This window comes from Kitasatospora sp. NPDC088548, assembly GCF_044753005.1.
In the GTDB taxonomy this organism is placed as follows: domain Bacteria; phylum Actinomycetota; class Actinomycetes; order Streptomycetales; family Streptomycetaceae; genus Kitasatospora.
Map to the genome: position 1 here is coordinate 132,993 of NZ_JBIVMI010000022.1, position 18,490 is coordinate 151,482.

The window sequence follows — 18,490 nt, forward strand, 5'->3', positions numbered from 1 at the left end:
GGCCCCCTCCTGGAGAGTCGGGCCCGCCACCGGGGTGGTCGGGCCTCCGCACTGGGGGGCGTGGCATGTATCCGACAGGTGGTGGGCCGTGCGGCGGTATGTGGCCGGGCTCGATGGTCGCCCGGTCAGGACCCCATGCTCCCCGCCCCAGGCGCCCCCCGGCCATCGTGGTGCCCCACGAGATCGGGCCGCCGCCGACCGCGGGACGGGCGCCGCGGCGGCGGCGTCGCGCCGGACGGACCGGGCCGACCCGCCCCGGTGCCGGAACGGACGGCCGCGCTCCGGGCCCCGGCGGGGGAGGGAGAGCCAACGGATCCGCCGCCGCCGACCGGGCGACGCTCGCGAGCGGCCGGGATGCGACGAGAATCACACCCGTAACCGACACATTGACGAACCGTCAAGCCGCTTCCCGGCGTCTTAGCGATAAGTGCCCGATCGGTCACCCCAGGCGCGGGCCCGGGGGAAGGAACAGCAGATGAGTACCGTCAGCACGCGCGGGCGGCAGCCCGGTCGGTCCGCGCCCGCGACCCGTCAACTTGTCGAACGCCAAGCACAGTTGCAGCTGATCGCCGACCTCGCCGAACGCGCCAGGGCCGGCACCGGCAGCGTCCTGCGGCTCACCGGCGCCGCCGGCACCGGCCGCAGCGCCCTGCTCGGCGAGGCCGCCCGCCAGGAGGCCGCCCGCGGCAGCACCGTCCTGTGGGCCCGCTGCTCGGCCGACGAGTCGGCCACCGCCCACGCCGCCGCCCGCCAGCTGTTCGAGACCGGCCCCCACCCCTACCGGGCGCAGACCGCCCCGGCGGCGGCCTCCCGGGGGCCGGACACCGAGGCCGCCCTCTGGTCGCTGCTGCGCCTGCACACCGCGCACAGCCCGCTGCTGCTGGCGATCGACGACATCCAGTTCGCCGACGAGCCCTCCCGGCGCTGGCTGCTCCAGGTCAGCCGGCGGATCGACCGCCTGCCCGTCCTGCTGCTGGTCACCGAACGCCGACAGCGCGGCCTCGGCGCGGTGCCCGCGCGGTTCGGCCACGGCCTGTCCCCCGAACTGGCCGAGACCTGCCGGCTCGAACCGCTCGGCACACCCGCCGCCGTCCGGCTGGCCGGCCACCGGCTCGGGCCCGCCGCACCCCCCGGACTCGCCGCCGACTGCGTCCGCGCCACCGGCGGCAACCCCCTGCTGCTCGGCGCCCTGCTCGACGACCTCGGCGAGCACCCCGGCGGACCCGGCCTCCCGGCGCTGCCCGCCAGCTGCGCCGGACTGCCCGGCGGAGCCTTCCCCGAGGCCGTCGAAGAGTGGCTGCGCGGCGGCGGCGACCGGGCCGTCACCGCCGCCCGGGCCCTCGCCCGGCTCCAGGAACACCCCGCCGCCCAGGCCCCGCGGCAACCGGTGACCGGCCACTGCGACCCCGCGTCGATGCTCGCCGAACTCGCCGGCACCGACCCCGAGCAGATCACCGGCTGGCTGGCCGAACTCACCGCCCAGGGACTGCTGGACACCCCCGGGCCCGGCCACTGGCCCCGGTTCGCGCACCCGCTCCTCGCCCACGCCGTCCTCGCCGGCAGCGGCCCCGACCACCGCGCCACGGTCCACCTCGCCGCCGCCGACTTCCTCCACCGCAACGGCGAACCCGACGAACTCGTCGCCGGGCACCTGCTGTTCACCCTGGCCCCGGCCCCCCGCTGGGCCGTCGACGCCCTGCGCCGCGCCGCCCGCTCGGCCGCGCGGGCCGACCGCCCCGCAGAGGCCGTCGCCCTGCTGCGCCGCGTCCTCGCCGAGCCGCTGGGCGAGCGCCGGCGCGGCCTCGTCCTCACCGAACTCGGTCGGCTGGAAGTCACCCTGGGCCGGGCCGAGCGCACCGCGGGCGTGCGGCACCTCGCCGAGGCCGTCCACCTCCAGCAGTCCGACGAGGGGGTCTTCCACACCGCCAACACGCTCGGGGCCGCGCTGGCCGCCCGCGGCGACACCCCCGCCGCGCTGGAGGTGATGGAGGAGCTGGCCGAGCGCTTCGCGGGCCACGAGGACCTGGTCCACGCCGTCCAGGGCGCCGCCGCGCTGATCGCCGCGCACGACGGCCAGAGCTGGCTCCAGGTGGTCGAGGGCCTGCGCCGGATCGCCGTCCGCTCCCCGCACCGCCTCGCCCCGCCCGCGTACGCGCTGCTCACCGAGTTCGACTCGACCAGCGGCGTGCTCTCCGCCGCCGAGGTGGCCGAGCGCGTCCGGGAGCTGGCCGACTGCCGGCTCGACCCGCTCGGCCGCTCGTACGTCCTGGTCTCCGCCGCCACCCTGGCCCAGTGGGCGGACCTGCTCCCCGAGGCGGAACGGCTGGTGGAGCGCGGCATGGCCGCCTACCCGTCGTCCTCCCTGGAGCCCGGCTACCAGTGCCTGCTGAGCGTCCACGCCGAACTGCTGGTGATGCGCGGCGAATACCAGGCCCTGCTGGACGAGTTCGCGCTCACCGCCCCCGTCCCACCGGCGGGGCAGGGCGGCGGGGGCGGTCACCCGGGCGGTCGCGCGGGTGGCCGCGCGGGTGGTCTCGCGGACGGCGAGCCGTCCTGGTGGCACGGCGACCCGGCGGACACCGGGCCGGCCCCCGTCCGCTGCGCCGGGCTGTTCGGCAAGGAGAACGCCCACCTGGTCGCGCAGGCCGTCATCGCCCTCACCGAGACCGGGCGGCTCTGGCAGGCCCACGGGCTCGCCCGCGCCGCCGGCGAGGACCGGGTGTGCGGCTCCTGGGAGTGGAACGAGTTCCTGTACGCCCGCGGCCTGCTCCACCTCGCCTCCGGGGCCCCGGCCGACGCGCTCGCCGACCTCCTGGAGTGCGGGCGCCGACAGGACGAGCGGCAGGTCTGGAGCCCGATCGTCACCCCCTGGCGCTCCGCCGCCGCCGACTGCCACACGCTGCTCGGCGAGCCCGGCCCGGCCGTCGCCCTCGCCGAGGAGGAGCTGCGGCTCGCCCGGGTCTGGGGCACCCCGCGCACCGTCGGCCGGGCCCTGCGCGCCCTCGCCGCCGCCACCGGCGGCCGGCACGGGCTGGACCTCGCCGCCGAGTCGGTCGGACTCCTGCGCGGCGCCGAGGTGGAGACCGAGCTGATCCCCGCGCTGATCACCCACGGGCGGCTGCTCGGCGAGAGCGGCCGGCGCGGCGCCGCCCGCCGGACCCTCCGGGAGGCCGCCGGCCGGGCCGAACGGCTCGGCGCCCAGCGGCTGCGAGGGGTCGCGCTGGAGTTCCTGCGGGCCTCCGGCGCCCGGATCGCCCGGGGCGGGCAGGCCGGCACGGAGGCGCTCACCGACAGCGAGCTGCGGATCTGCCGACTGGCCGCGGCCGGGCACTCCAACGCGGAGATCGCCGGGATCCTGCATGTGGCGGTGCGCACGGTGGAGACGCATCTGACGAACAGCTTCCGCAAGCTGGGGGTGCGGCGGCGGGCCGAACTGGCCGGGGCCCTGGAGGGGTGAGCGGGCCGGGCGGGCGGCGGGCCCGGTGGTCGGCAGCCGGGGCCGACGGGCTCAGAGGAAGCCGTGGTGGGCCAGCTCGATGCTCTCGGTCGCGACCCCGGAGCGCCCCGGCTCGAAGGACGGGCCCGTCCAGCGGACCAGCACCGCCTCGCGCAGCGCCCACGTCGCCAGTACCGGCCCGGTGGCCAGGGCCGGCGTCAGCGCGGTGATCTGCGCCATTCCCCTGGTCACCCTGGTCGACAGGGTGGCCAGGAACCTCGCCACCTTGGCCGTGTCCGGCGTCAGCCCGCGCGACAGCGTCACATTCGGGTACGTGATCCGGGCCGGCTGCTGCCAGACGAAGGAGTCGTTGCCGTCCTCCTGACGCTGCTCGACCTCCACCTGGGCGCCGAGGCCGCTACAGGTGGAGAAGTCGCCCAGATCGATGCCGCCGATCTGCAGCTGGAAATGGACGGCGGTACCGGAGTGGGGGAGGGTCACGGGCGGGCTCTCTCGGAGACAGGGGCGTGCGTCTTCGTCAGCGGCCGCGGCCCGCGCGCTCCGGGCCGAGCCGCTGCCGGGCAACAGCCTCCCCGCTGCCCCCCGCCCGCCGCCAGGGACCTCCGGACGCCGTCGTGGGCCGTCCCCGTTGCCCGATCGGGCAACCCGGACGGCCCACGACGGGCCGGCACAGCCAGGCACCGGCCCGGCCGACGGCTCAGCCGGCCAGCCCGGACGTCATCCGCTCGATCTCGCGGTCCAGCTCCGCCCCCGGATCGGGAGCGCCCGGCGTCCAGCGCTGCCAGGTCCGGGCCCGGAGGTAGCCGTCCACCGCCACCGGCAGCCGGTACCGGACGATCCGCTCCGCCTCCGGCCCCGGCGCCGCGGCCCGCAACTGCTCCAGCAGCTCGGGGAGCTTCGCCGAGTCCGGCAGCGGCACCCCGCGCAGCGCCTCGGCCAGCGCGTCCACCTCCGCCGCCAGCGCGGGCACGGAGGGCGGCGGGACGACCCGCTCCAGGGGACCGGGACCGGCCGACTCCTCGACCCCGCCCCGGCCCGCGTCCAGGCCCTCGGCACGGCGGCCCCCCGGTGTCAGCAGCGCGCCCGCGCCGTACAGCGCGACCACCACCCCCGGCCACCACGAACCGCCCAGCCCGGCGAAGTGCAGCCCCAGCCCGCCCGCACCGGCCGCGCAGCCGACCAGATTGCGGGTGGACTCCAGATACCCCAGCACCCGCCGGCCGCCCGAACCGCCACCGCTACTGGTAGCCACGGATCTCCTCGAACGCCCCGTCCAGCGAACCCGTGCCGTCGAACAGCTTGCCGCCGGTCTGATCCGCGATCCCCTGCAACTGGCTCTTCGCCGCGTCCCCGAACAGGATCGGGAACACCGGCACCGCCTTCTGCGCCGAGGACAGCTCCTGATGGAACTTCCTGAAGTCGCCGTCCGTGGCGCCCTCGTTGCTCTCCCCGTCCGTCATCAGCACGATCGACGTGAACCGGTCGTCCGCGGCCGCCGCCTGCTGCCGCTCGATCACCCGGTACGCCTCCTCCAGCGAGCTGTAGACCGCCGTCCCGCCGTCCGCCGACAGCGCCTGCACATCCGCGTTGATCGCCGCCAGCTCGGCCTGCGGGCCCGGCTGGGTACCCGTCGCCGGCACCGCGTGCGTCTTCGCGTACTTCACCTTGGACGCGAACGAGATCAGCGTGACCTCCTCCCGGTCCCGGAACCGCCGCACCGACCGGGTGTCGTCCGCCCCCGTCAGCCGCCCCAGCGCCGCCTTCAGCGCGGCCAGCCGGTCACCCGCCATCGAACCCGAGGTGTCCAGCACGTACACCGTCCGGGACGGGCGGCGCAGCTCGTTCTGGTACGAGGCCAACAGCCCGTCCGCGACCACCTTGCTGCCCGGGAACGGCAGTTCACGCCGCCGGTCCGAGGGCAGCGACGGCGCCGCCGCCGCACCCGGCGTCACCGGACGGCGCAGCGTCAGCTCCGAGATCCGGCGCTGCACGTCCTCCTTCAGCAGATACGAGGTGAGCCGCTTGAACGAATCCCGCTCACCCTGCGCGGCCGAACCCAGCAACGACAGCGGATAGTCCGCCGACACCACCCCGTCCAGCGGCCGCACCACCGTCAACTGCTGCTCCGGGGCGAGCGACTTGTTCAACGACAGCAGCACCGACTCGTAGTTGACCAGCGCCCCGACCCGGCCCGGCTCCGCCCGGCCGTACGCCTGCGCCAGCCAGCCCGAGGACCCGGAGGTGAGCTTCTGCCCGGTGAAGAACTGCTTCAGCGAAGGCGTCGCCTTCCGCACATCCGCCTCGGTGAGCGCGGAGTCGGCGCCCGAGAACGCCGACGCCACCGCCACCAGCGCCGAGAAACCCGAGTTCGAACGGGACGGATCGGCCATTCCGTACGACAACTTGCCCGCCGAGGCCGCGTCCCCGAGCTGCGCCCAGGTGACCTTCGAACCGTCGCCCCAGCCCAACTCGCCCAGCACCGAGGCGCGCACGCCCACCGCCACCGGCGAGGCCATCACCGGGGTCTCGGAGAGCAGCTTGGACCTCCCGCCGTCGTCGAGCCGCAGATAGTGGTTGGACGGGAACCAGACCGCGTCGTACTTGCCGTCCGCCCGGCCGGAGGAGACGGTGTCCGCACCGTCCAGCGAACCGGTCCAGGAGAACTGGACGGTCACCCCGGTGGCCTTCCGCGCCTCCTCCAGCACCGGTGCCATGTCCTGGAGTTCACTGCCGGCCAGGATCCGCAGCACCCCCGCCTTCGCGGTCGGCGCGGGCGGGTCGCTCGGCCGGGGGCTCGGCGGGCCGTCCCCGCCGGACGTGCACGCCGTCACCAGCAGCAGCGTCAGCCCCGCCGCGAGCAGTTGCCCGGAACCCTTCCAACCCCTGTGCTTCATCAGGCTCTTCACCCTCACTTCCCCTTGGCCGCGTCGGTCAGCATGGTCAGCACCTCGGACGACGGCACCGGGGCCTGCTTCAGCTTCGCCGCCGCGAGATCGGGGGCGAAGGTCGGGTTCGTCCTGCCCTTCACCGCCGTGGCGAACGCGGCCGGGTCGGCCTGCGGACGGAAGCCGTACCGGGCCTCCAGCTCACGCAGCCGGGCGTTGTCGCGCAGCAGGTTGGCCAGCTTCCGCCCGCCCTCGGTGCGCCCGACGATGGTGTGGTCGGAGGAGACGGTGGTGTCCGGGTACAGCACCACCATGTCGCCCGTCGGCGTCCCCTTCACGGCCAGCTCGGCCGCCTGGGACTCGTAGGCGAGCACCAGTGGGTTGCCGAAGCCGGAGACGAAGTCCTTGAACGGCTCGTCACTGCTGCTCTTCTGGTCGCCCTGCATGGTGGTCACCGTGCGCAGCACGTCCTTGGTGGCGGCCACCCCGGCCGGGTCCGACACCACCTGGTGGTTGTTCTGAAGGTAGGAGAGGACCGCGAGGTACAGCGCCCCCGAGGAGGACGAGGCGGGGTCGGTGGTGGTCAGGTAGACGGACCCGGAGAGCTCCGGATGCGCGTCCGCCCCCTTCAGCTCCTGCCACTTGCGCCCCGCCTTGACCGCGTCGAGATAGGCGTCCATCTTGAACGTCCACACCCTGGTGGCCGGGTCCATGCTGGCCAGCCCGTTCTGCGCCAGGACCTCCGCCACCGGCCCGTGGGCCAGGATCACCAGGGGTGAGTAGAACGGGCGCACCGGCGCGTCCTTGATCGTCAGCTGGTTCCGGAGTGCCTCGGCCGCCGAGATGCTGGCCGGGAAGGCGAAGTCCATCGTGTTGAGCTTGACCTCTCCCATCAGCCATGAACCGGTGGTCTCGGTGTTCACCTTGAGGCCCTGCTTGGCCAACTCGGCGATCACGTCGGGATCCTGGAAGAAGGCGCGCTTCTCCGACCCGATCACGCCGGTGACCGTGACGGCCCCGTCGGCCGGGTCGGAGTCGGACGGCTTCAGCAGCGCATACGCCACCCCGCCGAGCAGCAGCAGTGCCGCGAGCACCCCGAATGCACGCTTCATACCGAACGTTTCCCCCTCGTCCGATCCGTCGCCCGGGTGTCCACCCGGGTGACGAGCGTCCCGCCGGGCCGCGAGCGGCGGCCGAAGTCACGATGAACCGGAGGTGAACACCCCTTCACGGAATCGCATCGACGGAGGGTTCGCCGGCCGTGACGCCACCCCGGGTCGCACACCGGTCCGAGGATGTGTCAGATTGTTCAACTCACCTTCCGGCAAAGGTCATCCCGCTGACCGGACGAACGTCGTTGTTACGCGCGGGTAATGCCTACCCTCAGCAGTATGCGCCGAGCAAAAATCGTCTGTACTCTCGGGCCCGCCACCGACTCGTACGACCAGATCAAGTCCCTGGTCGACGCCGGGATGGACATCGCCCGATTCAATCTGAGCCACGGCTCCCACGCTGAGCACGAGGAGCGGTACCACCGGGTCCGCAAGGCCGCCGACGAGACGGGCCGCAGTGTCGGCGTGCTCGTCGACCTTCAAGGCCCGAAGATCCGGCTCGACACCTTCGCGGACGGGCCCGTACTTCTCGAACGCGGCGACGAGTTCACCATCTCCACCGACAACGGCGTCGTGGGGGACAAGGACATCTGCGGCACCACCTATCCGGGCCTCGCCGCGGACGTGTCGCGCGGTGAGCGGATCCTCGTCGACGACGGCCGGGTCACCCTGGAGGTCACCCACGTCGACGGGCCGCGCGTCCACTGCATCGTCATCGAGGGCGGCCTGGTCTCCGACCACAAGGGCCTCAACCTCCCCGGCGTCGCCGTCTCCGTACCCGCGCTCAGCGACAAGGACGTCGCCGACCTGCGCTGGGGCCTGCGGGCCGGTGCCGACCTGATCGCGCTCTCCTTCGTCCGCAGCGGCCGCGACATCGAGGACGTCCACCGGGTGATGGCGGAGGAGGGGCGCTTCGTCCCGGTCATCGCCAAGGTGGAGAAGCCGCAGGCGGTCGAGAACCTGGAATCCATCGTGGACGCCTTCGACGGCATCATGGTGGCCCGCGGCGACCTGGGCGTGGAGATGCCCCTCGAACAGGTCCCGATGGTTCAGAAACGCGCCGTCAAGCTGGCCCGGCGCAACGCCAAGCCGGTCATCGTCGCCACCCAGATGCTCGACTCGATGATCAACACCTCCCGCCCCACCCGGGCCGAGGCCTCCGACGTCGCCAACGCCGTCCTCGACGGCACCGACGCGGTGATGCTCTCGGGTGAGACCTCGGTCGGCAAGTTCCCGGTCGAGACGGTCAAGACCATGGGCCGGATCATCGAGGCCGCCGAACAGGACGTCCTCGCCGTCGGCCTCCCCCCGCTCACCGCGGGCAGCAAGCCCCGCACCCAGGGCGGCGCGGTGGCCCGCGCGGCGGCCGAGATCGGCGACTTCCTGGGCGCCAAGTACCTCGTCGCCTTCACCCAGTCCGGCGACACCGCCCGCCGTCTCACCCGCTACCGCTCGCCCATCCCCGTCCTCGCCTTCACCTACGAACCCGCCGTCCGCAGCCAACTCGCCCTCACCTGGGGCGTGGAGACCTTCCTCGGCCCGTTCGCCCCCACCACCGACGAGATGGTCGAGCAGGTCGACGCGGCCCTCCTCTCCCTGGGCCGCTGCCAGAAGGGCGACATCGTCGTCATCACGGCCGGCTCCCCGCCCGGCCTCACCGGCTCCACCAACCTCGTCCGCGTCCACCACGTGGGGACGCTGGACACCTGACCGCCCCTGACGCCGGCGCGGCCTCCCTCCCCCGGGGGCGGGGCCGCGCCCCCGTCAGTACTTGGGCCCGATGCGGGCGTCCATGAGGGCGACGCAGGGCTTGCGGGCGACGGAGACGTTGACGGCGCCACAGGGACGGGCGACGGCCTTCCACCGCACGCCGACGGCGGTGATCGCCCGTGAGCATTTCTCGATGAGCCCGGGCCGCGCGTCGCCGCAGGCGATGCGGAGGGCGTGGACGTGGCGGCGGCCTTGAGTTGCCGCGCTCGACGATAAAAGAGACGTGCGAATCTTCATTCGAAATGATGAAGATCGCCAACCGTCAGGCCGCCCTGGGTCGCCTTTGAATTAAAGGAAAAGTACCCCGAGTGGGATTCGAACCCACGCTGGATGGTGTTTGAGACCATTGCCTCTTCCGCTGGGCTACCGGGGCGCCCACAGATTCGAAGGTTGCCCCCGACCCTGCTTGAGTTCAAACATACCGTGTCTAGGTACCCTCGTGCATGCAGTACCCCGCCGGAACGAGGAGCCCCGTGAGCACCGCCGACGAGCAGCCCGAGCCGCTTGAGACCGAAATGCCCCAGATCACCCGAATTGTGATCGCCGAGGACGAGGCGCTGATCCGCCTCGACCTGAAGGAGATGCTCGAAGAGGAGGGGTACACCGTCGTCGGCGAGGCCGGTGACGGCGAGACGGCGTTCCGGCTGGTCGAGGAGCTCCGCCCGGATCTGGCGATCCTGGATGTGAAGATGCCCGTGCTGGACGGCCTCTCGGCGGCCGAGCGGATCCACGAGGCGCACCTGGCGCCGGTCCTCATGCTGACGGCGTTCTCGCAGCGGGAGCTGGTGGACCGGGCGCGGGACGCGGGCGCGATGGCGTACATCGTGAAGCCGTTCAGCAAGAGCGACCTGGTGCCCGCGATCGAGATGGCCGTCTCCCGGTACACCGAGATGCGGACGCTGGAGGAGGAGATCGCGGATCTCACCCAGCGGCTGGAGACCCGGAAGCTGGTGGACCGGGCGAAGAGCGTGCTGCAGACGAAGTTCGGCCTGAACGAGCCGGCCGCGTTCCGGTGGATCCAGAAGACCTCGATGGACCGCCGGATGACGATGGCGGCGGTCGCCGAGGCCGTGATCGAGGAGGGCGAGGCCCAGGACAAGAAGAAGGCCGAGGAGGCCGGGTCCGAGGGCTGAGACAAGGTCCAGGGCCCGGCAGGTACGCCTGCCGGGCCCTGGCGCGTCGTGGTGCTCAGTCCTCGCCGAGGTAGGCCTTCCGCACGGACTCGTCGTGCAGCAGGTCCGCCCCCGTGCCCTTGAGGACGATCCGGCCGGTCTCCATCACATAGCCGTGGTCGGAGAGCGAGAGCGCCGCCTGGGCGTTCTGTTCGACCAGCAGGATGGTGGTGCCGGAGGCCTTCAGCTCCACGATCGTCGCCATGATCTTCTGCATCATCAGCGGCGAGAGGCCCATCGACGGCTCGTCCAGCATCAGCAGCTTGGGCCGGGACATCAGCGCCCGCCCCATGGCGAGCATCTGCTGTTCGCCGCCGGAGAGCGTGCCCGCGGCCTGCCCGCGCCGTTCGCCGAGGATGGGGAAGAGGCCGTAGGCGCGTCCGACGTCGGCCGTGATGCCGGCGGTGTCGCTGCGCAGGAAGGCGCCGAGGAGGAGGTTCTCCTCGATGGTCATGCGGGGGAAGATGTGCCGGCCTTCGGGGGAGTGGGCGAGGCCGAGGGCGACGATCTTGTGGGCGGGGACGGCGGTGAGGTCCTGCCCGTCGAAGGTGATCGTCCCGCCGGTGGGCTTGAGCAGCCCGGACAGGGTGCGCAGGGTGGTGGTCTTGCCGGCGCCGTTGGTGCCGATCAGGGTGGTGACCTCGCCCTGGTTGACGGTGAAGCTGATGCCCTTGACGGCTTCGATCTTGCCGTAGGCGACGCGGAGGTCCTGGACCTCGAGGAGTGCGGTCACTGGTCGGTCTCCGTAGCGGCGGTGGTGCCTTCGAGCGGGGCGCCGAGGTAGGCGGTGATGACGCGTTCGTCGCTCTGGACGGTCTCGCGGTCGCCCTCGACGATCTTCTGCCCCTGGACGAGTACGGCGGTGCGGTCGCAGAGGTTGAAGATGAACCGCATGTCGTGCTCGATGACGAGGACGGAGATGCCCTGGTCGCGGATGGCGAAGACGAGTTCCTCGGCGGCCCGGGTCTCCTGCGGGTTCATGCCGGCGGTCGGCTCGTCGAGCAGCAGCAGCCCGGGGTCGGAGGCGAGGGCCCGGGCGATCTCCAGCTTCCGCTGCTCGCCGTAGGGGAGGTTGCGGGCGAGGTGCTCGGCCTTGTCGGCCAGCCCGGTGAACTCCAGCAGCTCCATGGCCCGGGCCCGGCTCTCGGCCTCGGCGCGGTGGTAGCCGGGGCCGCGCAGGATGGCGGAGAAGAGGCCCTCGCGGGTCCTGGTGTGCCGGCCGACCAGGACGTTCTCCAGGACGGTCATGTTGGCGAAGAGCCGGATGTTCTGGAAGGTGCGGGCGATGCCCGCCTGGGTGACCAGGTGGGGTTTGGGCGGGAGCACGGTGCCCCGGTACGCGACCCGGCCCTCGGTGGGGACGTAGAGGCCGGTGAGGCAGTTGAAGAAGGTGGTCTTGCCGGCGCCGTTGGGGCCGATGAGGCCGATGATCTCGCCTTCGCCGACGGTGAGGGAGACGTTGTTGACGGCGGTGAGGCCGCCGAAGCGCATGGTGACGCCGGAGACCTCCAGCAGCGGCTTGGCGGGGGCGGCCGGAGTACCGGCCGCGGCGGGGGCGTCGGTGGTGGTCATCTGGCTGGTCACGCCCCTGCCTTGGTGAGTGCGACCGCGTCGCCGGACGCCTGCGCCGGGATGTCGGCCTCGTGGAACTCCAGCTGCCGCCGCCGGTTGGGGATGAGGCCCTCGGGGCGGACCCGCATCAGCACGATGAGCGCGATGCCGAAGGCGAGCAGCTGGTAGTTGGAGAGGAATTCGAGCTTCTTGGGGATGAGGAAGAGCAGGGTGGCGCCGGCCAGCGGGCCGCTGATGGTGCCCATGCCGCCGAGGATGACGGCGGCGAGCAGGAAGGCGGAGTTCGGCGGCAGGGCTTCGGCGAAGGTGTACTGGTCGGGGGTGACGGTGTAGCTGACGTGGGCCTGGACGGTGCCGGCGAGGCCGGCCAGGCAGGCGCCGAGGGCGAAGGCGAGCAGCTTGAGCCGGAAGCCGTTGATGCCCATGGCCTCGGCGGCGGTCTCGTCCTCGCGGATGGCGACCCAGGCGCGGCCGATCCGGGAGTTGCCGACCCGGGCGAAGACGAGCACGACGAAGGCGGTGACCAGCAGCATCAGCAGGTAGTAGTTGGAGAACCGGCCGAGTTCGACGCCGGCGACGGTGTGCGGCTTGCCCAGGTCGAAGCCGAAGATCTCCAGGTCGGGGATGCGCGGGATGCCGTTGGAGCCGTTGGTGACCTTGGGTCCGGTGGTGCCGTTGAGGTTGAGCATGGTGATGCGGAAGATTTCGCCGAAGCCGAGGGTGACGATGGCGAGGTAGTCGCCGCGCAGCCGCAGGGTGGGGGCGCCGATGAGGACGCCGAAGACCATGGAGACGGCGGCGCCGGTCAGCATGGCGGCCCAGAACGGGAGCTGGACGTGGATCGGCGAGGCGGGGGAGCCGGAGACCAGGGCGGCGGCGTAGGCGCCGACGCCGAGGAAGGCGACGTACCCGAGGTCGAGCAGGCCGGCCAGGCCGACGACGATGTTCAGGCCGAGGGCGACGGTGGCGAAGATCAGGATGTTGGCGGCGACGGAGGTGTACTGGTCGCTGGTCTGGGTGAACGGGAAGCCGGCGGCGGCGGCGAAGGCGGCGCCGGTGGTGACCGGGCGGTGCTTGACGGTGAGCGCGCGCAGCCGGGCCAGCAGGCCGGCCTTGCCGAGCGCGGCGACCACGCCGGCGGCCAGCAGCAGGTAGCCGGTGAACAGTTCGCCGTACTCGGTGTCGATGCCGAAGGTGATCGCGAACAGGCCGACCGCGAAGGCGGCGACGATGAGCAGCACCTCGGCCCAGGAGGGGAGTTCACGGGCGGCGGGGAGCGGGCGCCGGACGGTGCCCGGGCGCAGCCAGGTGTGGGCGAGGTGGCCGAGCTGGATGAGGACGACGAGACCGGCGGCGATCAGCAGGGCGCCGGCGAGGGCGGTGAGGACGGGGGCGACCGGCTTGTCGCCGGGGACGGCGTGGGCGCCGAACCAGGCGATCGGGGCGGCGGGGACGAGCAGGAAGAGCCTGCGGTCGAGGAGGCGCAGCGGTACCCGGTCGCGCCGGTCGAGGGGGAGGGCGAGGCTGCCGGCGAGGGCGAGCAGGGAGCCGAGGGCGGCGACCCAGCCGCCGGGGTCGAGGTTGGCGAGGCCGCCGAGGTGGGCCGCGATGGCGATGACGGAGAACCAGCTGACGGCGAAGGCGCCGACGGCGGCGAGGAGGACGGCGTTGTGGCTGCGGGCGGGGGCGGCCCAGCGCAGGCCGGGGGTGCCGTGGGTGGCGAGCAGCAGGGTGAGGGTGAGCAGGCCGCCGGTGAGGGCGAGCCATTGGAGGCCGGCGGGGGAGCCGTAGTAGGTGAGGTCGCCGGGGAAGTCGGAGGTCCAGGTCCAGGACATCAGGGCGGAGGCGGCGGTGGCGGTGGCGCCGAGGCCGGTGAGGAGGGCGGCGGCGCGGGCGGGGAGCGGGATGACCGGGGTGGTCTCGGTGCCCGGGGTGGTGGTCATGGTGGTCACGCCCTGTCCGCGACGCGCTCGCCGAGCAGGCCCTGGGGTCGGACGAGCAGGACGACGATGAGGAGTACGAAGGCCCAGACGTCCTTCCAGGCGCCGCCTCCGAAGAGGTGCATGCCGGGGAGGTGCTGGATGTAGCCGGTGGCGAGGCTTTCGGCGAGGCCGAGGGCGAGGCCGCCGAGCATGGCGCCGTAGATGTTGCCGATGCCGCCGAGGACGGCGGCGGTGAAGGCCTTGAGGCCGAGGATGAAGCCCATTCGGAAGTCGACCTGGCCGCTGCGCAGTCCGTAGGCGACGGCGGCGACGGCGGCGAAGGCGGCGCCGATGGCGAAGGCCATGACGATGATCCGGTCGGTGTCGATGCCCATGAGCTTGGCGGTGTCGGGGTCCTGGCTGGTGGCCTGCATGGCGCGGCCGGAGCGGGTGCGGGTGACGAACCAGCCGAGGGCGAGCATGCAGAGCGGGGCGGCGATGATCAGGAAGATGTCGCTGCGCTGGATGGTGACGGAGCCGAGTTCGAAGGGGTCGCCGGGGATCTTGGGGAAGACCCGGGCCTTCTTGGCGTCGGGGTAGAAGGAGAAGACGAGTTGCTGGAGGACGATCGACAGGCCGATCGCGGTGATCAGCGGGGCGAGTCGGGGTGCGGTGCGCAGCGGCCGGTAGGCGAAGCGCTCGGCGGCGACGGCGGTGAGCGTGGAGACCAGGATGCCGGTGAGCAGCATCAGCGGTAGGGCCAGCCAGAGTGTGGTGCCGCCGGGGAGGGCGAGGTAGGCGGTCAGGGCGCCGAAGCCGCCGACCATGACGATCTCGCCGTGGGCGAAGTTGATGAGCTGGACGATGCCGTAGACCATCGTGTAGCCGATCGCGACGAGCCCGTAGAGGGCGCCGAGGATCAGGCCGTTGGCCAGCTGTTGCGGTAGATCGTGCACCGCTGGGCCTCCGTTGTGCGTGTCGCGTGGGTCCGCGTGGGTGGTGGGATGTGGGTGCGCGCGGGGGCACTGGTGGTGCCCCCGCGCGGGTTGTTCCTGTGTGTGGTGGGCGGCTTGACGGTTGGTCAGGCTCAGCCGTTGAAGGTGCCGGACTTCTCCACGGCCCACTTGCCGTCCTTGACGGTGTAGACGGTGAGCTGCTTGTTGGTGGTGTCGCCGAACTCGTCGAAGGAGACCTTGCCGGTGACGCCATCGAAGGTGACCTTCTGGACGGCTTCGACGACCTTGGCGCGGGGGTTGGCGGGGAGCTTGCCGCCGTTGGCGGTCACGACGTTCTTGACGCCCTGGATGATGGCCCAGCTGCTGTCGTAGGCGTAGCCGCCGTAGGTCTCGTAGGCGTCCTTGTAGCCGGCGGCCTTGTAGTCGGCGATGAACTTGGCGGCGGTGGGGAGCTGGTCGACGGGGAGGCCAACGGCGGTGGCGTAGTCGCCCTGGCTCTTGGGGTTGAGCTTGATGAAGTCGCCGCTCTGGATGCCGTCGCCGCCCATCAGGGGGATGTTGACGCCGGCTTCCTTGAGCTGGAGGGAGAGGGGGCCGGCGGCGGGGTATTCGCCGCCGTAGTAGACGGCTTCGGCGCCGGAGCTCTTGACCTTGGTGGCGATGGCGGAGAAGTCGCGGTCGTCGGGGTTGACGTGCTCCTCGCCGACGATGGTGCCCTTGAGCTTGGTGAATTCGCCCTTGAAGGTGGCGGCGAGGCCGGCGCCGTAGGTCTTCTGGTCGTCGATGAGGAAGACCTTGGTCTTCTTGGCGTCGTTGACCAGGAACTGGGCGGCGAAGGGGCCCTGGACGGCGTCGGTGGTGGCGGTGCGGAAGTAGGACTTGAAGGGGCGGACCTTCGTGCCGGTGGCCCAGTTCTCGCCCTGGCTGAGGGCGACGCCGGTGTTGGCGGGGGAGACCTCGACCAGGTTGGCGTCGTTGAAGATCTGCTGCATCGACTGGGCGACGCTGGAGTTGAGCGGTCCGACGACGCCGACGACGCTCTTGTCGGCGACCAGCTGGGTGGCGTTCTGCTGGCCGGGGCCGGGCTTGCCGGTGTCGTCGAGGGCCTTGATCTGGAACGTGACGCCGGGGACTTCGTTCTTCTCGTTGGCCTGCTTGACGGCGAGTTCGGCGGAGTTCCTGATGCCGAGGCCGAGGGCGGAGAGGTCGCCGGTGAGCGGGGCGTCGATGCCGATGGTGACGGTGGTGGTGGCCCCGCCGGTGTTGTTGCCGTCACCGGACTTCTTATCGTCGCGGGAGCCGCAGGCGCTGAGGCTGAGAGCGCCGATCACGGCAATGCTCACGACAACTGCTGAACGATGACGCACGAGGGTCCCCTTCGGTTCAGGAAGGCGCCGCGCCTGAGTGGCGGGAGCCGGGGTGCGCGATGGGCCTGGCCCAATCCGGTGGCGCGGTGACTGGCCGTGACTCTAGATGCCTCTGGGCTACTCGGGCAGTGATGTGGCGAGGCTGTGATTCTCTTGTTATGAGCACACAGAGCAGCTGTCTCATTATGTGGTCGTTCTGGCTCGATCGACCCGGAACTGCCGGGGATCTACTCGACAGTAGCCGACTGTAAGGCCCAGAAATGCTTGTGACTACTGGCCTGTTCGATAATCGGACATGCCTGTCCGCCGCACTGGCGCCGAACGCAGGTGTCCGGATATCGGACAGTGGAGGGGCTGGAGAGGGGCTCCGAGGTGGCCGAGAGGCCCTGGAGCCGCCGAATGCTTGGATTTCCTACTTGTTACGTACTGTTACATCTTTGCAAGTGTGTGAACATGTCACCGCCCCCTTGTCTGTTCCAACGCCTGCCCAGGGCAGATGGAGGTCAAACAAGGGGGCGGACAAGGGATGTGACGATCAGTCGGAACCGGAAGCCCCGCGCTCGCGGCGAACGGCATCTTCTGCTGCGCCTGCGGCCTCCGCTGCTCCCCGAGGTGCCGTGACCGGCCGCCGCTCGACATTCCGGACGGCGCTGCGGGCCGACGCCTGCTGCCTGATGCATGGCGGCCCTCGCTCGGGTGAGCGAGGGCCGCCATGGGCTATCAGGCGGTGGAGTTGGCGTGGTGGTCGAACTCGCCGGCCTTGGCGCCCTGGAGGAACGTGGCGAACTTGACGGGGGTGGTGCGGACGATGACGTCACCCTCGTCGGACTCACGCAGCTCGACCAGCCCGTCGACGGTGCGGACCTCGACGCACTCGTCGTTCGAGGCGCAGTAGCTGGACTTCTGCCAGTCGGTGTTGGACATTTCAGCCCCGGGTCGTGAGGTGTGTTGCTGGTCGGTCTGGGTCAGGTGGTGGGGCTGGCGTGGTGGTCGAACTCGCCGGCCTTGGCGCCCTGGAGGAACGTGGCGAACTTGACGGGGGTGGTGCGGACGATGATGTCACCGCTGTCCGACTCGCGGAGTTCGACCAGCCCGTTGACGGTACGCACCTCGACACAGGCGTTGTTTGCGCCGCTGTAGCTGGACTTCTGCCATGCGGGGCTACCCATGTTTGCTCACTATCTCTTTCTTGATGGATTGGATGAAGTCTCGTGAGTCTTCTTCCGAGAGGGCTACGGATGCCATTCGGGCGAGGATCTCGCGGTAACTTGACAGTTGGGCGGGAGCGTCGAAGAGCTGGCAATCGAAGCTGGTGTCAATCTGCACCGTGTCCAGCTCGGGGACAGGGCCCTCGATGTAGGTGAAGTTCTCGCTGGGGCCAGGCAGCGACTCGATATCGAACGGCACAACTCGAACTGAGATGCCGGGGCTCTCGGAGTCCTGGATGAGAGCGCCGAGCTGCGCAGCGAGAACCCGTGGTCCGCTGAACTGCATGCGGAGTGCGGCCTCGTGGACGAATGCCGTGTAGGGCGTCGCGCCCGATCGGATGATGTGCTGCCTCTGAATGCGGAAGGCCATCCTGAGGTCGACATCGGAGCGCGGCAGGGGCGGGATCGCGCGGGTGAACACGGAGGTTGCGTATGCAGGGGTTTGGAGCAGCCCAGGAACGAAGGTGATCGTGTAGGTGAAGATTCTTTGGGCGTGGCCCTCAATCTCCGCCACGTCAAGCAGGTCGGTGGTCAAGCTGTGGCGGTACTCCTCCCACCAGCCCTTTCCTCGTTCCCCGATCATGTCGGCGAGTGCGTCGACCAGGGGTCCATTGGCGCACCTGCAGGCCGCGGTGATCGCGCGCAGACGCTCCACGCTGACGCCGGTCTTCCCGTTCTCCATCTGAGTCACCTGGGCAGGGGTCACACCGAGCGTGCGGGCGAGGTGGCTGCCTCCGAAGCCGGCCTGCTCTCGCATCCTCCGCAGTTCGGCGCCGAGGCGGCGCTGACGAAGGGTTGGGTTGGGGCGAAGGGCCATGGTGTCCTCTCTGCGGGTGCTGAGGCCAGTGTGCCGCGCTGCTCGCGAATGGGTCTATTTGGTGCCGGAGTGTCGCCTCGTATGGCCAGCATCCCCCCTGAGAGGGAACCTTCTCGCATCGGGCTTAAATTTAAGCGCTCGTGCGTTATGGTCTATCTCACGGTCGGTCCGACGGATCGTCAGTAACGCCTGTTTCCCGGGCAGTAGGCGCCTGCTGCCCCCGCACCGCAGAGCAGCCATGCGTGGCGTCAC

At 71.2% G+C, this 18,490-nt stretch carries 16 protein-coding genes and 1 tRNA gene; 3 read left to right on the plus strand and 14 right to left on the minus strand.

The window, feature by feature from the left end; all coding sequences use genetic code 11:
• Window positions 1-475 precede the first annotated feature (475 nt).
• Window positions 476-3,457, plus strand: a complete 2,982-nt coding sequence (locus tag ACIP82_RS26160) for an AAA family ATPase (RefSeq protein WP_400656702.1) — start codon at window positions 476-478, stop codon at window positions 3,455-3,457.
• A 51-nt stretch (window positions 3,458-3,508) separates the two neighbouring features.
• On the opposite strand, the gene ACIP82_RS26165 is transcribed toward ACIP82_RS26160, so the two are convergent.
• From ACIP82_RS26165 to ACIP82_RS26180, 4 genes are all read right to left on the minus strand, one after another.
• Entirely contained in the window at window positions 3,509-3,937 is a 429-nt protein-coding gene (locus ACIP82_RS26165) for a phage tail protein (RefSeq protein WP_363607369.1), read from the minus strand.
• Window positions 3,938-4,154: 217 nt separating this feature from the next.
• Window positions 4,155-4,709 (minus strand): hypothetical protein, encoded by a 555-nt coding sequence (locus ACIP82_RS26170; RefSeq protein ID WP_400656705.1) that lies wholly within the window; start codon window positions 4,707-4,709, stop codon window positions 4,155-4,157.
• Window positions 4,696-6,351: a VWA domain-containing protein gene (locus ACIP82_RS26175; protein ID WP_400656707.1), complete on the minus strand. Its 1,656-nt coding sequence runs from the start codon at window positions 6,349-6,351 to the stop codon at window positions 4,696-4,698. Before ACIP82_RS26175 ends, ACIP82_RS26170 begins: the two co-directional genes overlap by 14 nt.
• Window positions 6,352-6,365: 14 nt before the next feature.
• Window positions 6,366-7,454 (minus strand): hypothetical protein, encoded by a 1,089-nt coding sequence (locus tag ACIP82_RS26180; RefSeq protein ID WP_363607372.1) that lies wholly within the window; start codon window positions 7,452-7,454, stop codon window positions 6,366-6,368.
• Window positions 7,455-7,733: 279 nt separating this feature from the next.
• Between ACIP82_RS26180 and pyk the strand changes: the two genes are divergently transcribed.
• Window positions 7,734-9,164 carry a pyruvate kinase gene (gene pyk, locus ACIP82_RS26185; RefSeq protein WP_363607373.1) on the plus strand — a complete coding sequence of 477 codons (1,431 nt, stop codon included), beginning with the start codon at window positions 7,734-7,736 and terminating at the stop codon, window positions 9,162-9,164.
• 54 nt (window positions 9,165-9,218) lie between these two features.
• On the opposite strand, the gene ACIP82_RS26190 is transcribed toward pyk, so the two are convergent.
• Both ACIP82_RS26190 and ACIP82_RS26195 read right to left on the minus strand, forming a co-directional pair.
• Entirely contained in the window at window positions 9,219-9,461 is a 243-nt protein-coding gene (locus ACIP82_RS26190) for a hypothetical protein (protein ID WP_400656711.1), read from the minus strand.
• A gap of 63 nt (window positions 9,462-9,524) precedes the next feature.
• Window positions 9,525-9,597: transfer RNA gene (locus ACIP82_RS26195), tRNA-Leu, on the minus strand.
• Window positions 9,598-9,697: 100 nt separating this feature from the next.
• Here ACIP82_RS26195 and ACIP82_RS26200 point away from each other — a divergent pair.
• Window positions 9,698-10,357, plus strand: coding sequence for an ANTAR domain-containing response regulator (locus ACIP82_RS26200; RefSeq protein WP_400656714.1), 660 nt, complete (start codon window positions 9,698-9,700; stop codon window positions 10,355-10,357).
• 55 nt (window positions 10,358-10,412) lie between these two features.
• Here ACIP82_RS26200 and ACIP82_RS26205 read toward each other — a convergent pair whose 3' ends face one another.
• The 8 genes from ACIP82_RS26205 to ACIP82_RS26240 form a co-directional block, all read right to left on the minus strand.
• Window positions 10,413-11,129 (minus strand): ABC transporter ATP-binding protein, encoded by a 717-nt coding sequence (locus ACIP82_RS26205; RefSeq protein ID WP_400656717.1) that lies wholly within the window; start codon window positions 11,127-11,129, stop codon window positions 10,413-10,415.
• Window positions 11,126-11,968 (minus strand): ABC transporter ATP-binding protein, encoded by an 843-nt coding sequence (locus ACIP82_RS26210; protein ID WP_400656738.1) that lies wholly within the window; start codon window positions 11,966-11,968, stop codon window positions 11,126-11,128. The genes ACIP82_RS26205 and ACIP82_RS26210 overlap by 4 nt, the downstream gene beginning before the upstream one ends.
• A gap of 8 nt (window positions 11,969-11,976) precedes the next feature.
• Window positions 11,977-13,920, minus strand: a complete 1,944-nt coding sequence (locus tag ACIP82_RS26215; RefSeq protein WP_400656719.1) for a branched-chain amino acid ABC transporter permease — start codon at window positions 13,918-13,920, stop codon at window positions 11,977-11,979.
• Complete coding sequence (locus ACIP82_RS26220) at window positions 13,917-14,846, minus strand: branched-chain amino acid ABC transporter permease (protein WP_363607377.1); 930 nt, start codon at window positions 14,844-14,846, stop codon at window positions 13,917-13,919. Before ACIP82_RS26220 ends, ACIP82_RS26215 begins: the two co-directional genes overlap by 4 nt.
• A 131-nt stretch (window positions 14,847-14,977) precedes the next feature.
• Entirely contained in the window at window positions 14,978-16,213 is a 1,236-nt protein-coding gene (locus ACIP82_RS26225) for a branched-chain amino acid ABC transporter substrate-binding protein (protein ID WP_363607378.1), read from the minus strand.
• A gap of 720 nt (window positions 16,214-16,933) precedes the next feature.
• Window positions 16,934-17,137 carry a DUF397 domain-containing protein gene (locus ACIP82_RS26230; RefSeq protein WP_400656722.1) on the minus strand — a complete coding sequence of 68 codons (204 nt, stop codon included), beginning with the start codon at window positions 17,135-17,137 and terminating at the stop codon, window positions 16,934-16,936.
• 41 nt (window positions 17,138-17,178) lie between these two features.
• Window positions 17,179-17,382, minus strand: a complete 204-nt coding sequence (locus ACIP82_RS26235; RefSeq protein WP_400656724.1) for a DUF397 domain-containing protein — start codon at window positions 17,380-17,382, stop codon at window positions 17,179-17,181.
• On the minus strand, window positions 17,375-18,238 hold the full coding sequence (locus ACIP82_RS26240) for a helix-turn-helix domain-containing protein (protein WP_400656726.1): 864 nt from the start codon (window positions 18,236-18,238) through the stop codon (window positions 17,375-17,377). Before ACIP82_RS26240 ends, ACIP82_RS26235 begins: the two co-directional genes overlap by 8 nt.
• Between the last annotated feature and the right edge of the window lie 252 nt (window positions 18,239-18,490).

Bases quoted from the DNA above. Each gene is read 5' to 3' on its own strand.
- ACIP82_RS26160 (WP_400656702.1), top strand. From the start codon at position 476: ATGAGTACCGTCAGCACGCGCGGGCGGCAGCCCGGTCGGTCCGCGCCC.
- ACIP82_RS26175 (WP_400656707.1), bottom strand. From the start codon at position 6,351: ATGAAGCACAGGGGTTGGAAGGGTTCCGGGCAACTGCTCGCGGCGGGG.
- ACIP82_RS26180 (WP_363607372.1), bottom strand. From the start codon at position 7,454: ATGAAGCGTGCATTCGGGGTGCTCGCGGCACTGCTGCTGCTCGGCGGG.
- pyk (WP_363607373.1), top strand. From the start codon at position 7,734: ATGCGCCGAGCAAAAATCGTCTGTACTCTCGGGCCCGCCACCGACTCG.
- ACIP82_RS26190 (WP_400656711.1), bottom strand. From the start codon at position 9,461: ATGAAGATTCGCACGTCTCTTTTATCGTCGAGCGCGGCAACTCAAGGC.
- ACIP82_RS26210 (WP_400656738.1), bottom strand. From the start codon at position 11,968: ATGACCACCACCGACGCCCCCGCCGCGGCCGGTACTCCGGCCGCCCCC.
- ACIP82_RS26230 (WP_400656722.1), bottom strand. From the start codon at position 17,137: ATGTCCAACACCGACTGGCAGAAGTCCAGCTACTGCGCCTCGAACGAC.
- ACIP82_RS26235 (WP_400656724.1), bottom strand. From the start codon at position 17,382: ATGGGTAGCCCCGCATGGCAGAAGTCCAGCTACAGCGGCGCAAACAAC.
- ACIP82_RS26240 (WP_400656726.1), bottom strand. From the start codon at position 18,238: ATGGCCCTTCGCCCCAACCCAACCCTTCGTCAGCGCCGCCTCGGCGCC.